The sequence below is a fragment of the Azospirillum isscasi genome (assembly GCF_030849505.1).
In the GTDB taxonomy this organism is placed as follows: Bacteria; Pseudomonadota; Alphaproteobacteria; order Azospirillales; family Azospirillaceae; genus Azospirillum; species Azospirillum isscasi.
Genome location: NZ_JAUJFI010000065.1, coordinates 1 through 14111 on the forward strand (window position 1 = coordinate 1; position 14111 = coordinate 14111).

The window sequence follows — 14111 nt, forward strand, 5'->3', positions numbered from 1 at the left end:
GCACGCCACCTTGGAGGGGAACTTCCCCTTCAACCCGCTCGCGCCGCTAAAATTCCCTCATCTTGCCGGATGCACCATTTAGCGGTTCCTCATCCGGCGCGCGTCCGCGGCGGCGCGCGCCGCCTCCTGCCCCGGATCGCCACGCCCGAAGCCGAGCGGCACCGGGCCGTCGAACCACCCGAAGCCGTCCAGGGCGTGGCCCTCGAACTCTTCGGGCCAGTCCTTGTCCTTGCTGCGCCGCTTCGCCTCCGCCTTGCGCGTGGCGCGCCGGGCCTCCAGGCCGGGATCGCGGCGCCCGAGCTCCTCGTCGCGCGTCGGGCGTTCGATGATGACGATGGAGTTGCCGGTGAAGGGGTCGCTGAAGATCGCCAGATCGCGCGACCGGTCGGCATGGTTGGGGCCGTGGCCCTTCGAGTCGAGGATCACGATCTCCCCAGCGAGCGCCGCCGTGGACAGGAACGCCAGACCGGCGCCCAGCAGACGTAAGGGCAGGAACAGGGTGCGCATGTTCACCTCCACCGGGGAGGATGCGCCCGGCGGGCCGCGGCGGGTGTGAGCCGCTTCACAGTTCCGGCGAAAAACTCAGGCCAGCAGCCGGAAGGCCGGCTCGGGCCGGGCCAGCAGTTCCGCCCGCACGCGCTCCACCAGCGCGTCGTCGCGCCGGGCGCGCGGCGTGTCCAGCGGCACCTCCGCCGCCACGCGCGTCGGGCCGGGGGCCATCACCAGGATGCGGTCGGCGAGTTGGATCGCCTCGCGCAGATTGTGGGTGACGAACAGCACGGTGGCCGGGGACCGCTCCAGCATCGTGGCGAGGAGCGCGCGCATCCGCTGCGCCGTCGGCTCGTCCAGCGAGACGAAGGGCTCGTCCATCAGCAGCAGGCCCGGCCGCACCGCGAAGGCGCGGGCCAGAGCCACCCGCCGCGCCATGCCGCCGGACAGGCGCGCCGGATACTCGTCGGCCACACCCTCCAGCCCCATGGCGGACAGCCAGTGCTCCACCGTGCCGTCGCGGCGCCGCTCCTTGGGCAGCACCAGCGCCACGTTCTGCCGCACCGTGCGCCAGGGCAGCAGGCGCGGCGTCTGGAACACGCACCCCAGGACCGGTTCCGGGCCACCCAAACCCGAAGGGCCGAAATCGAGCGTCCCGTCGAAATCGCGGTCCAGCCCGGCGGCGATGTTCAGCGCGGTCGTCTTGCCGCAGCCGGACGGGCCGACCAGCGCCAGGAATTCGCCGGGGGCGGCCGCCAGCGACAGGCCGCGGATCACCTCCCGCCCGGCGAAGCGCTTGGCGCGGATCTCAAGCCTCAGCGCGCACCGGCCGCCAGCGGGAGAGCCGCTGTTCGGCGGGTTGCAGGACGCACAGCTCAAGGAGTTGGACGACGGCCACGAAGGCGACGGTGTACGCAAGAATGCCGGCCACATCGAACATCTGGAAGTAGAGGTGGATCTGGAATCCCACCCCGTCGCTGCGGCCCAGAAGCTCGACCACCAGCACGATCTTCCAGATCAGCGCAAGGCCGGACCGCGCCGCCGCGGCGAAGTAGGGGGTGAGCTGGGGCAGCAGCACATGGCGCAGCACGTCGGACCGCGCCATGCGGAAGGTCCGCGCCATCTCGACATACTGCTCGTCGATGGCGCGCGTCCCTTCGCGCAGGACGACCACGACGTTGGGGATCTTGTTGACGGCGACCGCGCCGACCGCCGCCGCCTCGGTCAGGCCGAACCAGACATAGGCGAGCACGATCACGACCAGCGCCGGGATGTTCAGGAACACGGTCAGCCACAGCCCGAACAGCCGGTCCGCCGTGGCCGAGCGGCCCAGCAGGATGCCCAGCGCCGACCCGATGGACATGGCGAGCACGAAGGCCGCGGCCATGCGCGCCAGCGTGATCCCCAGATGATGGAACAGCGCGCCGTCCGCCGCCTCGCGGGCCAGGACGGACAGCACGGCGGCGGGGCCGGGCAGGCTGCGGCTGGCGGCCAGTTCCGCGGCGACGGCCCACAGCCCGGTCAGCAGAGCCAGCGACAGGACCGGGGCGAGCCGCCGCCACCGCATCAGAAGCGGACCTCCGGCCAGAAGGTGCCGTCCGGCAGGGCCATCGCTTCGCCCACCAGATCCCGCCCGCCGAGCTTCGCCATCAGCCCGTAGAGCCGGGCCGCGGCCGCGCGCTCCTCCTCCGTCCAGCGGTCGGGGATGCCGGCGCGGAACTGGTCGCGCAACGCCGCCCAGGTGGCCTCGTCCTCCGCCTTCATCAGCGGGCGCAGCCGGTCCCACTCCGCGTCGGAGCGCGCCATGATCGCCTTGGCCTTCAGCGAGGCGGCGACGAAGGCGTCAAGCACCGCCGGGTTGGCCTTCGCCCAGCCCTCATGGAAGACGAAGCCGACCGCCGGCACGCTGGCCGACAGGCCCAACTGCCGCATCATCCCGTCCACGCCGATGACCGTCCGCATCCCCGCCGCCTGGAGCCGCGCGGCGTAGGGCCAGAAATTCAGCACCGCGTCCAGTTCCCCCGTCGCGGCCTTCTGGTTCAGCAGGGGCGGGGCGGCGAAGACCGGCGTCGCCGCGGCGTCGAGGTCGAGCGCGTAGCGGTCGCGGGCCAGCGCCTTCAGCAGCAGCCAGCTCTTGTCGATGGGGGTTCCGGCGACGCCGATGCGCCTGCCCTTCAGGTCGGCGACGGAAGTGATGGGCGAAGCCGCCGGCACCATCAGCGCGCCGACCGCCGCGGAATGGGGAATGAAGGTCAGGTCGGCCCCCGCCGCGCGCTGGCGCGCCACCCACAGCCAGTCGCTGGCGATCATGTCCACCGCCCCGCCCTGCAAGGCGATCTGCGCCGCCTGTCCGCTCGCCAGCTCCATCAGCTTCAGCTCGAAGCCGGCGGCCTCGTCGAGCCGGTGGTGGCGGATGACGTCCAGCTCCCAACCGACCGTGCCGAACTTCAGCACCCCGATGTTCACCGTGGGGCGGTCCGCCGCATGCGTTACGGCGGCCACGCAGACCAGCGCCAGAACCAGCAGCAGCCGGGCGAGGGACATCAGGCGCATGGGCTCGCCCCTGCGTCAAAAATTGCATTTATATGGGAGATGGGCTGCGCCGTGGTTGCGCGGTGGACAGGGCGGCGGGCCGTCCACCGCCCGTGTCCCATCAGAAGGAGGCGTGAAGGATGGAAAGAATCCTCACACTCCTGATCCTGCCGCTTCGGGTGATCAGGGACATCCTTGATCTCCTGAACCGCCAAGGATCGGGCCGGGAGGCAGGAGAGCCTAATCCCCTGCCTTCCAAGCCTGATGATGGTGCGTCGTGCCGTCATTTGCAAAGCGGGCCTCTGCGGTGCGGTGGCGCGGCGGAACATGGGAATTCCGGACTACCGGAGGGTGAGCATAGGCCCCGCCGTCCGTACCCCGGTATTCGACTATCGGGCAACTTGACCCCGCCGGGCACGGGGGGATTTCGTGGGATGCCACAAAACAAAAGGGGGAGGGTGACACGGTGCGCAGGCGATGGCTGGGCGCCGCCGGGCTGGCATTCCTGCTGGCCGGGCTGGCTGGAAACGCGGCGGCGGACGCGGTGCCGGTGCCCGACGGCTACCGGATGGGCGACTACCGGTCGCCGACCCCGGCGTCGCTGCCCGGAGCCGAGACGGTGGACACGGCGCAAGCCCGCGCGCTGGTGGAGTCCGGCGCCGTCCTTCCCGTCAACGTGATGAAGCTGGACCGCAGCACCTTGCCCGGCGGCCCCTGGCTGCTGCCGAAGCCCTTTCCCCAGATCCCCGGCAGCGTCTGGCTTCCCAGCGTCGGCTTCGGTTCGCTGACGCCGGAGATGGAGGGCTACTTCCGCAGCAACCTGGACCGGCTGACCGCGGGCGACCGCGGGCGGGGGCTGCTGTTCTACTGTCTGGCGGATTGCTGGGCGTCGTGGAACGCGGCCAAGCGCGCCGTGGAGATGGGCTACCGCCGCGTCCACTGGTACCGCGACGGGGCGGACGGCTGGGCCGAAGCCGGCCTGCCGACCGAGGAGGGAAAGCCGGTTCCGGTCGCCGCGCCGTGACGGGCGCACCGGAACCGGCCTGCCGGTGTCTACTGCTTCAGCGACTTCAGGAAGGCGATCAGATAATCCTGCTCGGCCCGGTCGGTGATGGCGACGTGCCGCATGCGGGTGCCGGGCACGAACTTGTCGTTGCCGGCGATCCAGTGGCGCAGGTTGTCCTCGGTCCAGGTGATGTTGGACGCCTTCAGCGCGTCGGAATAGTCGAAGCGCGGAACCGAGCCGGCCTTGCGCCCGACGACGTTGTACAGGCTGGGGCCGAAGGCGTTCTTGCTGGAATCCAGCGCGTGGCAGGCCGCGCACTGGTGGAAGATCTGCTTGCCCGCGGCCTCTTCCGCCGTCTTGGGCTGCGGCCCGCTTTCGGCGTTGGCCGTGCCGGCGGCGAGCAGAAGGGCGGCGGCGATGACGAGTCTGGAAACGGTCATGAGAGAAGGCTCCCCAGCCAAAGGTCCGCGGCGCGGGGCGCGGCGGCGGTTGATGGCGGGCATCTTAGGAGCCTGAGCGGGGCCGCCGAATTGGACTTTGGAACAAGCCCGTAGGGAGCGTGAGGCTTTCCGGCGCCGGGGCAAGGGCGGCGTTGCGCGAGGGAGGATGGTGCGGGCGGTCGGACTCGAACCGACATATCCGTGAGGACGGCGGATTTTGAGTCCGCTGCGTCTACCAATTCCGCCACGCCCGCACGGTGCCTGCCGGACCCGTCGCTCCTGGCGACCGGTGCCCGCTATATAGAGGGGAATCGCGTTCCGGACAAAGTGTTTTGTGCGGATGCGCTGGCGTGTCTGGCCTAAGCCTGTGGGGCGCGCTAATCTCACCCCCATGACGAACCGCTTCCCCATCGACGATCCGCGCTGCACCGCCGGGCTTCTGGCCGCCGCCAGCGCCGGCGTGCTGGCCGCCGCGCTGTTCTTCCAGTTCGTGCTGGGCTACCAGCCCTGCATCCTGTGCCTGTGGCAGCGCGTGCCCTACGGCGCGGTGATGGCCTTCGGCATCGTCACCCTGCTGTTCCGCCAATGGCGGGGGCTGGGCGACGCCCTGCTGGTGGCGAGCGGGCTGGCCCTGCTGGCCGGTGCGGGAATCGCCGCCTACCATGTCGGGGTGGAGCAGCATTGGTGGGCCGGCACCTCGGCCTGCGGCGCCACCGGGCGCGCCCCCCAGACGCTGGAGGAACTGCGCGCCCAGGTGCTCGCCGCCCCGGTCACCCGTTGCGACGAAGTGGCCTGGTCGCTGTTCGGCATCTCGATGGCGGGCTACAATGTCGTGATTTCGCTGGCGCTGTCCGCCTTCGCCTTCGCGGCGGCGCGCGCCGCCTACATCCGGACCTCGGTTTCCAGGACCCTCGCATGACCCCGCCCGACGACACTGCCAAGACCGCCGCCGCCAAGTCCGCCGCCGCTCCGTCCACCGGCGAATCGTCCGCTCCCCGGCCCCGTCCGCGCGGGCGACTGCCGGGCGACCCGACGCCGGAACAGCGGCTGGCGCGCATCGTGCGCGTGGACCATGCCGGGGAATACGGGGCCAAGCGCATCTACGAAGGCCAGCTCTCCGTCATGGGCCGGGGCCGGCATGCCAAAACCCTGCGCCACATGGCCGACCAGGAGCTGGAGCATCTCCAGTATTTCGAGAAGCAGCTCGTCTCCCGCCAGGTGCGCCCGACCGTGCTTCAGCCGTTGTGGCACGTCGCCGGCTTCCTGCTGGGCGCCGGGACCGCGGTGATGGGCGAGCGCGCCGCCATGGCCTGCACCGTCGCCGTGGAAGAGGTGATCGAAGGCCATTACGAGGCGCAGATGAAGCATCTCGGCCCGGAAGAGGAGGAGCTTAAAAGCTCCATCCTCAAGTTCCAGGCGGAGGAGGTGGAGCACCGCGACATCGGCCTGCTCAACGGTGCGGAGCAGGCGCCGGCCTATCCGGTGCTGTCCGCCGCCATCAAGGCCGGCACCAAGGCGGTCATCTGGGTGGCCGAACGGATTTAGGCTGAGGCGGATTCGAACCGCCGGCTCAATCGGCCCCGCCGTCCGTCCCGGCCACCGCCGGGGCGGGCGGCGTGCCGTAGATTTCGTCCTCGGTGCGCCCGCAGCCTTCGCAGCGGCCATCCTCGCCGATGATGCAGATGCCCACGCAGGGGTTCTCGCCCTCGTCCATGCTTTCGTCGTCCATGGCCCAGCCCTCCCGATCGCGGCGGTTCTACACCGGATCGAGTTCGGTGTCCCAATAAAGAAAATCCCGCCAACTTTCGTGAAGGAAGTTTGGCGGGAATGCACGTCCGTTCTCCTGAAGCTGGTAGGCACTCGGCTGGAACGGGGGACTGAGGGGAATCATGCCGCAACTGTGCGGCAGCCTGTTTCCCTTCGCCAGATTGCAGGCCGAGCAGGAGGTGACGACGTTGTCCCAGGTGGTGCGCCCGCCGCGCGACCGTGGGGTGACGTGGTCGAAGGTCAGTTCCTGCGTGGGAAAGTGGTGACCGCAATACTGGCAGGTGAAACGGTCGCGCAGGAAGACGTTGAATCGGGTGAAGGCCGGCCGCCGCGTCGCCGGGATGAACTCCTTCAACGAAATGACGCTCGGCAGCTTGATCTCGAACGTGGGGGAGCGGACGATGCGGTCATATTCGGAGATGATGTTCACCCGGTCCAGAAAGACGGCCTTGACCGCCTCCTGCCAGGACCAGAGCGACAGAGGAAAGTAGCTGAGCGGCCGGAAATCGGCGTTCAGCACCAGGGCCGGACAGTGATCGGGTGGTGGAGCCAATGGCCACTCCCTTATCTGAAACGTGTCTGGAACCTATCTGGTTGCTCCGCCCGCCCTGCCTGACAAACCCCTTGTCGATGACATGACGCCGACGACGGGTCGCCGGGCGACCGGAACACCAGATACATAGTTGATTTGGGCTTCGAACTCAACATCTCGCGCCGCACTGCGGCATTTCTTCATGATCCCGTAACCCTTTCGATGAACATGGCTCCGAAGTCTGCGGGCGGCCACGGCATCGCCTGTGACATTTGGTTGCGGACTCCCCCGGCTGCATTTTCCGTCATTGTGGTTACCGAGCGTTAACCATGGTCTGGGATGGTGGCCACGCTTTCAAGGGGGACATCCATGAGCGCCACGATCATCGACCTTGCCCAGAAGCGCGCCGAGCGCGAGGAACGCGACCGCCAGCGCCGCATCGACGCCTTCGACCGCGAACTGCGCCGCCGCCTCGCCATGTATCTGGAGGGCGAGGACATCCCCGTCGAGCCCATCAAGGACAATCCCTACATCTGACCCCACATCTGACCTCTGGGCCTCCGAGCCCCGTCCGTGGCGCCGGTCCCTCATGCAGGCCGGGCGCGGTTGGGGTATAAGGCGGGAATGACCGACGTCGTCACCCGCTTCGCGCCGAGCCCGACCGGCCATCTTCATCTCGGGCACGCCCATTCCGCCCTGTTCGGCTGGACGGCCGCCCGCAAGGCCGGCGGACGCTTCCTGCTGCGCATCGAGGACATCGACCCGCAGCGCTGCCGCCCGGAGTTCGACCGCGACCTGCGCGAGGATCTGGCCTGGCTGGGCCTGACCTGGGAAGAGCCGGTGCGCCGCCAGTCGGAGCATATGGAGGATCACCGCGCCGCCCTGGCGCGGCTCCGCGACATGGGCGCCGTCTACCCCTGCTTCTGCACCCGCAAGGACATCGCGGCGGAGATCGCCCGCGCCGGCCATGCGCCGCACGGACCGGACGGTCCGCTTTATCCCGGCACCTGCCGTGCCCTGCCGGAGGCCGAGCGGCGGGACCGCATCGCCGCGGGGGAAGCCTATGCCCTGCGGCTGGATGTGGGGAGGGCCATGGCGATGACCGGGCCGCTGCGCTGGCATGACCGGCGGCGCGGCTGGCAGGACGCCAGGCCGGACATTCTGGGCGACGTCGTTCTGGCCCGCAAGGACACCCCGACCAGCTATCACCTGGCCGTCACCGTGGACGATCACCTCCAGGGGGTGACGCTGGTGACCCGCGGCGAGGATCTGTTCTTCGCGACGAACGTGCACCGCCTCCTTCAGGCGCTTCTCCGAGTCGGTGCGCCCGACTATCACCATCACCCTTTGATGGTGAATGAGCGGGGCGAGCGGCTGGCCAAGCGCGATCACGCCAAGACGCTGCGTTCGCTTCGAGAATCGGGGGAAACGGCGGCGGCGGTGCGCGCCCTTGCGGGCTTCCCGGAAGAGTTATGATCTATCACCAAGTGAGTATTACAAGGCCCGGCAAGCTATCCGTTTGAGGCGAGTCGCCTGGAATCTCCATCCTCTTGCGCGTATCTTTTGAATATCGACTGATTGTTTGTTTTTTCAAATGATCGGTCGGCTTGCAATCCGAAGGGGGCAAGCGATGGGAGAGGAGGATGGGGCGGGAAACAGCCGTTTTCCCGCCGGGATTCGGCGGATTTTCGACGCGGTCGGCGTGGCGGTCGCCCTGCTCGACCGGCAGGGGTGCATCGTCGATCTCAACGCGGCGATGCGGCGTGCCATCGGTTGCCCGTGGGATCGCCTGGACGGGCAGTCCATGGCCGGCGCCTTCGTCTGGGGTGGCCGGGAGGACGCGGCGGACCGCTTCGCCCAGGCGATGGCCGCCGCGGGCCGCGGGCTGGTCCAGGAACTGACCGTGACGGGCGACGGGACTTGGCTCGACATCACGCTGACGCCGCTTCCGGCGGAGCCGGACGGAGAGGCCGCGGGCATCGTCATGACCGCGGTGGACGCCAGCCGCCGCATGGGGGCGGAGGGGCGGTTGCGCGGGCAGGACGAGAGCTTGCGCGCCGCGCGGGAGGAGGCGGTGCGCGCCGGTCAGGCCAAGGTCCGCTTCCTGGCCGCCGCCAGCCACGACCTGCGCCAGCCCGCCCAGTCGCTGACCCTGTTCGGCGCGGTTCTGGCGGAGCGGCTGGCCGATCATCCGCAGTTGCCGCTGGTCCAGACGATGAACCGCTCCGTCGAGGCGATGCGCGCCCTGCTTGACGCGCTGCTGGACGTGGCCCGGCTCGACTCCGGGATCGTGCGGCCCGAGGTGGCGCTCTTCCCGCTGGCCGAGATGATGGAGCGGCTGAAGACCGACTATGGGCCGCGCGCCGGCGCCAAGGGGCTGGAACTGCGGGTGCACCCGCTGAAGGTCCAGGTCCGCAGCGACGCGGTCCTGCTGGAACGGCTGCTGCGCAACCTGCTCGACAACGCCGTCCGCTACACGGCGGCGGGCGGTGTGCTGCTGGGCTGCCGGCGGCGGGGGATGATCCTGCGCATCGAGGTTGTGGACACCGGGGTCGGCATCCCCGCCGACAAGCTCGACGAGATTTTCGAGGAGTTCGTTCAGCTCGGCAACGCCGAACGCGACCGCAGCCGCGGTCTCGGCCTCGGGCTGGCGGTGGTGAAGCGGCTGTCGCATCTGCTCGGCCTGCCGGTCCGCGTGCGGTCGCGTCCGGGGCAGGGCACATGCTTTACGGTGGAGGTTCCCTTGCACGCTTCCTGGAGTCCCAGCGGGATGGAACGCGCAATGCCGTCTCTGGAGCGGCCCGGCGGTCTGGTCCTGATCATCGACGACGAGGAGCTGATCCTGCAAAGCCTGCGGCTGGTGCTGGAGCAATGGGGGTGGGACGTGCTGGCCGCCGCATCGGGGGAGGAGGCCCTGCGTCAGCTCGAAGGGGCGGAACGGCTGCCCGACGTCATCGTCGCCGACTACCGCCTGCGCTACGGGCGGACGGGGGTGGACGCGATCCGGGACATCCACGCCTTCGCCGGGGAGGTCATCCCCGCCATCCTGCTGACCGGCGACACCAGCCCCGACCGCATCCGGGAGGCGCGGCGCAGCGGCTTCACCGTCCTGCACAAGCCGGTCACCCTGTCCGAGCTGTCGTCCCACCTGGAGGAGGCGAAGGCGCGGGCCGCCGCGGAGTGAGCGCCGCCTTCACCGCCGCAGGCCGGTCACGATCTCCAGATAGTCCGGCTCCTCCGGCGTCAGCCAGCCGTGGCGGACCAGGAAGTCGATGACGACGAGGTTCACGTTGAATTTCCAGTCCTGCGTGCTCCGCACGGATTCCGCGACACGCTCCAACGGCCACAGCTCGAAGCGTTCGACCTCGCCGTCGGTGTTCACCGGGACGAAGTCCGGATCGAGTTCCAGATCGTAGAGGAACAGCGTGTCCTGCTTCAGCCCGGCCTCCGTCTCCATGCGGTAGGTGACGGCCCCGACCGGAACGGCGCGGGAGGCCAGGGCGGCGTCGATTCCCGCCTCCTCCTGCGCCTCCTTGACGAGATTCTCCGCCAATGTCAGGCCGATGGGCTGGCCGCCGGCGATCAGGTTGTCCAGCTTGCCGGGCGCCACCTCCCGGTCGCGGGCGCGGCGCCCGACCCACAGCGACAGGCCGCCGTCCGGCCGGCGGACGAAGCCGTTGACGTGCAGGCCGTAGGCCCGGGTACCGAACTGCGCCACCACCGCGCGGTCGATGCGCAGCAGCGGTTCCGCCCCCCAGGCCGGCGCGACCGGGTAGAATTCGTTGCGCAGGGCGGTGACCGCCCCCGTCTCGACGAGGAACTGGGCGGCGTGCGCCAGCACGGAGGACCGGGCTTCGAAATCGCGCACCTCCGGCGCCAGCGTCACCCGCCCGGCGGTGACGACGAAGCCCGGATCGACGCCGGGAAGCTGCTCGGCCAGCGCGTGGCGGACCCAGCCGAGGCGGTGCCCCTCCAGCTCGAACGGACGGAAGCCGGAAAGGTCGTGCGCGTTGCACGCGCGGATGTGGTCGAGGAGGCTCATGCGATCCCGTGTAGCGGCAGCGCCGTCCGCCCGCAACCGTTCTTCCGTGGGCCGCCCCCGGAGCCGCCCCCGCCCCCGGGCCGGCCGTCGAGCCAGCCCGTTGCAATGGGCGTGCTTGCAGCGTACACACACGGCCTATCGGACTCAGGGGACAGGTCGATGCCGGCGGCGTTCGGGGATTTTTCGGTTCTGGTGATCGAAGACGAGAGCTTCACCCGCATGGTGCTGGCTAAGATGCTGAGCACGCTGGGTTTCCGCGCCGTCCATCAGGCCGCCGACGGGGAGGCCGGGCTGGCCGCCGTCCGGGCGCACGATCCCGATCTGGTCGTCTGCGACGTGGAGATGCAGCCGATGGACGGGCTGGGGTTTCTGAAAGCCCTGCGGACCAGCGCCGACGCCCGTCACCGCGCGCTGCCGGTGGTCTTCATGACGAACCGCGCCGACCAGGGCCGCATGGACGAGGCCGCGGCCTTCGGCGCCGACACCTTCATCGTGAAGCCGGCCACGCCGGAGTCGCTGCGGGGGACGCTGGGCGCCAAGCTCGGCTGAAAGTCCGCGGTCCCGCCGGTCACACTTTTTCCCCAACCTGTGGCAGGACTGCAAAAACGCGATCAAGTGCTTGATTCCAGCGGCGTTCCGGAATCCAGGGAGTTTGTGCGCCGCAGCGGCGGCGGCGGCTCATCCAATTTCTGCCTTGTTGATCTGCTGTGATGAGGCTCACCATCCTTCTTTGGAAGGTGTGGACCACGCCCATCGCCCATGCGTTAATATCCCAAGACGAAGCGGCGGCGATGGGTACGGAAGTGTGTTGTTAAGGAACGGTGGGCACACTGATCGTTAACCGTAGCGCCTTGGTGGGATAAGGCGCGAGGATGCTCTGGAGGTCGATGGGTGATCGGCAAAGTCCAGCGAGTCCCCGACGAACGGCATCCGGGCCGCGTTCCGGAAGCCGGCTGGAAGTCACAGCCCCGCCGACCTTCATCCCTTCTGCCGCTGTCCGCACCCCGGCCTTTCCGGACACCCAGGCCACGCGGTCTATTACTGACGACCAGTTTCGCCACCTGTACGTCTTTTCAGACTATCAAGCCTTTCCGCCTGGAAAGCTCTAGGTCGAGCATTACATTCAGTTTTGAAGCATTCGAGTTTAGCACTCCGAAGGGGGCGCTTCATTTGGACCGCAACTGGATAAAAGGTCTGGCTTTCGACGGTGAGCGGAGACGCCGCGGGACCGTTGGGTCCGCGACGCCCCAGATTTCGCGGCAGGTGCCGCCCCCGCCGCCCGGGTCCCCCGGCGGCAGCCCCGACGCATCGGACTAAGAGACACGGAGAGCGGAATGTTCCCGGCCGACGAACTGTTCACGCGCTATACGCAGTCCTATGAGGGGCGCCGTGAGGTCGAGATGAGCCTTACGGAATACCTCCAGGAATGCCGCGACGACCCGATGATGTATGCCTCCGCGCCGGAGCGCATTCTCGCCGCCATCGGCGAACCGGAAGTCGTCGACACCGCCAGGGACCCGCGCCTTGGCCGCATCTTCATGAACCGGACGATCAAGATCTATCCCGCCTTCGCCGACTTCTACGGCATGGAGGAGACGATCGAGCGCATCGTCGGCTTCTTCCGCCACGCCGCGCAGGGGCTGGAGGAGCGCAAGCAGATCCTCTACCTGCTGGGCCCCGTGGGCGGCGGCAAGTCGTCGCTGGCGGAGCGGCTGAAGTCGCTGATGGAGAAATGCCCGGTCTATGTCCTGAAGGCCGGCAAGGAGGTCAGCCCGGTCTTCGAGAGTCCGCTTGGCCTCTTCAACCCGGACGAGATGGGCGACCTGCTGGAGGACCGCTACGGCGTCCCGCGCCGCCGCCTGACCGGCCTGATGAGCCCGTGGGCCGTCAAACGGTTGGACGAGTTCGGCGGCGACATCTCCCGCTTCCGCGTCGTGAAGCTGCACCCCAGCAAGCTGCGCCAGATCTGCGTCACCAAGACGGAGCCCGGCGACGAGAACAACCAGGACATTTCCTCGCTGGTCGGCAAGGTCGACATCCGCAAGCTGGAGATGTACAGCCAGAACGATCCCGACGCCTACAGCTTCTCCGGCGGCCTGAACCGGGCCAGCCAGGGCCTGCTGGAATTCGTCGAGATGTTCAAGGCCCCGATCAAGATGCTGCATCCGCTGCTGACCGCGACCCAGGAGGGGAACTACGTCGGCTCGGAGAACATCGGCGCCATCCCGTTCCAGGGCATCATCCTCGCCCACTCGAACGAGGCGGAATGGCAATCCTTCAAGAACAACAAGAACAACGAAGCCTTCATCGACCGCATCTGCGTCATCAAGGTCCCCTACTGCCTGCGCGTGCAGGAGGAGCAGCGGATCTACGACAAGCTGGTCAAGGGCTCCGACCTCGCCACCGCGCCCTGCGCCCCGTCGACGCTGGAGATGCTGGCGAAATTCTCGGTGCTGTCGCGCCTGCGCGACCATCCGAACTCCAGCCTCTACTCCAAGATGCGCGTCTATGACGGCGAGAGCATGAAGGAGACCGACCCCAAGGCCAAATCCATGCAGGAATACCGCGACCAGGCGGGCGTGGACGAGGGCATGGACGGCATCTCCACCCGCTTCGCCTTCAAGGTGCTGGCCGCGACCTTCAACTACGACTCGACGGAGATCTCCGCCGATCCGGTCCACCTGATGTACATCCTGGAGCAGTCGATCAAGCGCGAGCAGTTCCCCGACGACACCGAGAAGAAGTACATCGAGTTCATCAAGGCCGAACTGGCGCCGCGCTACGCGGAGTTCATCGGCAACGAAATCCAGAAGGCGTATCTGGAGTCCTACAGCGACTACGGGCAGAATCTGTTCGACCGTTATGTGGACTATGCCGATGCATGGATCGAGGACCAGGACTTCAAGGACCCGGACACCGGCCAGCTGATGAACCGCGAGCTTCTGAACCAGGAGCTGACCAAGATCGAGAAGCCCGCCGGCATCGCCAACCCGAAGGATTTCCGCAACGAGGTCGTCAAGTTCGCGCTGCGCGCGCGGGCGGCGAACGCCGGGCGCAACCCGGCCTGGACCTCCTACGAGAAAATCCGTGAGGTGATCGAGAAACGCATGTTCTCGCAGGTGGAGGATCTGCTTCCGGTCATCAGCTTCGGGTCCAAGAAGGACAGCGAGACCGAGAAGAAGCACAACGAGTTCGTGTCGCGCATGATGACGCGCGGCTACACCGAGCGGCAGGTCCGCCGGTTGGTCGAGTGGTACATGCGCGTGAAGCAGGCCGGCTGACGGTCCGCTTCGCCACACGAGC

16 protein-coding genes and 1 tRNA gene are annotated in these 14111 nt (G+C 68.2%); 8 read left to right on the forward strand and 9 right to left on the reverse strand.

The window, feature by feature from the left end:
* Nucleotides 1–78: 78 nt before the first annotated feature.
* The 4 genes from QSG27_RS14495 to QSG27_RS14510 form a co-directional block, all read right to left on the reverse strand.
* Entirely contained in the window at nt 79–507 is a 429-nt protein-coding gene (locus QSG27_RS14495; RefSeq protein ID WP_306707264.1) for a hypothetical protein, read from the reverse strand.
* A 75-nt stretch (nt 508–582) separates the two neighbouring features.
* Nucleotides 583–1368: an ABC transporter ATP-binding protein gene (locus QSG27_RS14500; protein ID WP_306707266.1), complete on the reverse strand. Its 786-nt coding sequence runs from the start codon at nt 1366–1368 to the stop codon at nt 583–585.
* Nucleotides 1298–2056, reverse strand: a complete 759-nt coding sequence (locus QSG27_RS14505) for an ABC transporter permease (RefSeq protein WP_306707267.1) — start codon at nt 2054–2056, stop codon at nt 1298–1300. The genes QSG27_RS14500 and QSG27_RS14505 overlap by 71 nt, the downstream gene beginning before the upstream one ends.
* Nucleotides 2056–3042, reverse strand: coding sequence for an ABC transporter substrate-binding protein (locus tag QSG27_RS14510; protein WP_306707269.1), 987 nt, complete (start codon nt 3040–3042; stop codon nt 2056–2058). The genes QSG27_RS14505 and QSG27_RS14510 overlap by 1 nt, the downstream gene beginning before the upstream one ends.
* A 445-nt stretch (nt 3043–3487) precedes the next feature.
* Here QSG27_RS14510 and QSG27_RS14515 point away from each other — a divergent pair, with 445 nt between their 5' ends.
* Nucleotides 3488–4045: a rhodanese-like domain-containing protein gene (locus QSG27_RS14515; RefSeq protein WP_306707271.1), complete on the forward strand. Its 558-nt coding sequence runs from the start codon at nt 3488–3490 to the stop codon at nt 4043–4045.
* 29 nt (nt 4046–4074) lie between these two features.
* Here QSG27_RS14515 and QSG27_RS14520 read toward each other — a convergent pair whose 3' ends face one another.
* Entirely contained in the window at nt 4075–4467 is a 393-nt protein-coding gene (locus tag QSG27_RS14520) for a c-type cytochrome (protein WP_306707273.1), read from the reverse strand.
* 167 nt (nt 4468–4634) lie between these two features.
* A tRNA-Leu gene (locus QSG27_RS14525) sits at nt 4635–4721 on the reverse strand.
* Between the two features lie 137 nt (nt 4722–4858).
* Between QSG27_RS14525 and QSG27_RS14530 the strand changes: the two genes are divergently transcribed.
* Nucleotides 4859–5386: a disulfide bond formation protein B gene (locus QSG27_RS14530; RefSeq protein ID WP_306707275.1), complete on the forward strand. Its 528-nt coding sequence runs from the start codon at nt 4859–4861 to the stop codon at nt 5384–5386.
* A complete protein-coding gene (locus QSG27_RS14535; RefSeq protein ID WP_306707277.1) occupies nt 5383–6012 on the forward strand; it encodes a demethoxyubiquinone hydroxylase family protein in 630 nt (209 codons plus the stop codon). The genes QSG27_RS14530 and QSG27_RS14535 overlap by 4 nt, the downstream gene beginning before the upstream one ends.
* A 25-nt stretch (nt 6013–6037) precedes the next feature.
* Here the strand turns inward: QSG27_RS14535 and QSG27_RS14540 are convergent, their stop codons facing one another.
* Both QSG27_RS14540 and QSG27_RS14545 read right to left on the reverse strand, forming a co-directional pair.
* Nucleotides 6038–6196 (reverse strand): DUF1289 domain-containing protein, encoded by a 159-nt coding sequence (locus tag QSG27_RS14540; protein WP_306707279.1) that lies wholly within the window; start codon nt 6194–6196, stop codon nt 6038–6040.
* A 27-nt stretch (nt 6197–6223) separates the two neighbouring features.
* The gene (locus tag QSG27_RS14545; RefSeq protein WP_306707281.1) at nt 6224–6787 is read right to left on the reverse strand and encodes an HNH endonuclease; all 564 of its coding nucleotides are present in this window, start codon (nt 6785–6787) and stop codon (nt 6224–6226) included.
* A gap of 348 nt (nt 6788–7135) precedes the next feature.
* Between QSG27_RS14545 and QSG27_RS14550 the strand changes: the two genes are divergently transcribed.
* The 3 genes from QSG27_RS14550 (at nt 7136) to QSG27_RS14560 (ending at nt 9950) form a co-directional block, all read left to right on the forward strand.
* The gene (locus QSG27_RS14550) at nt 7136–7303 is read left to right on the forward strand and encodes a hypothetical protein (RefSeq protein WP_167525304.1); all 168 of its coding nucleotides are present in this window, start codon (nt 7136–7138) and stop codon (nt 7301–7303) included.
* A gap of 87 nt (nt 7304–7390) precedes the next feature.
* The gene (gene gluQRS / locus QSG27_RS14555; RefSeq protein ID WP_306707284.1) at nt 7391–8242 is read left to right on the forward strand and encodes a tRNA glutamyl-Q(34) synthetase GluQRS; all 852 of its coding nucleotides are present in this window, start codon (nt 7391–7393) and stop codon (nt 8240–8242) included.
* 154 nt (nt 8243–8396) lie between these two features.
* Nucleotides 8397–9950 carry a hybrid sensor histidine kinase/response regulator gene (locus tag QSG27_RS14560; protein ID WP_306707285.1) on the forward strand — a complete coding sequence of 518 codons (1554 nt, stop codon included), beginning with the start codon at nt 8397–8399 and terminating at the stop codon, nt 9948–9950.
* Nucleotides 9951–9959: 9 nt separating this feature from the next.
* Here QSG27_RS14560 and QSG27_RS14565 read toward each other — a convergent pair whose 3' ends face one another.
* Nucleotides 9960–10808 (reverse strand): DUF4743 domain-containing protein, encoded by an 849-nt coding sequence (locus QSG27_RS14565; RefSeq protein WP_306707287.1) that lies wholly within the window; start codon nt 10806–10808, stop codon nt 9960–9962.
* Nucleotides 10809–10967: 159 nt separating this feature from the next.
* On the opposite strand from QSG27_RS14565, the gene QSG27_RS14570 reads away from it, so the two are divergent.
* The gene (locus QSG27_RS14570; RefSeq protein WP_306707289.1) at nt 10968–11357 is read left to right on the forward strand and encodes a response regulator; all 390 of its coding nucleotides are present in this window, start codon (nt 10968–10970) and stop codon (nt 11355–11357) included.
* Nucleotides 11358–12142: 785 nt separating this feature from the next.
* Nucleotides 12143–14089, forward strand: coding sequence for a PrkA family serine protein kinase (locus QSG27_RS14575; protein ID WP_306707291.1), 1947 nt, complete (start codon nt 12143–12145; stop codon nt 14087–14089).
* Nucleotides 14090–14111 lie beyond the last annotated feature (22 nt).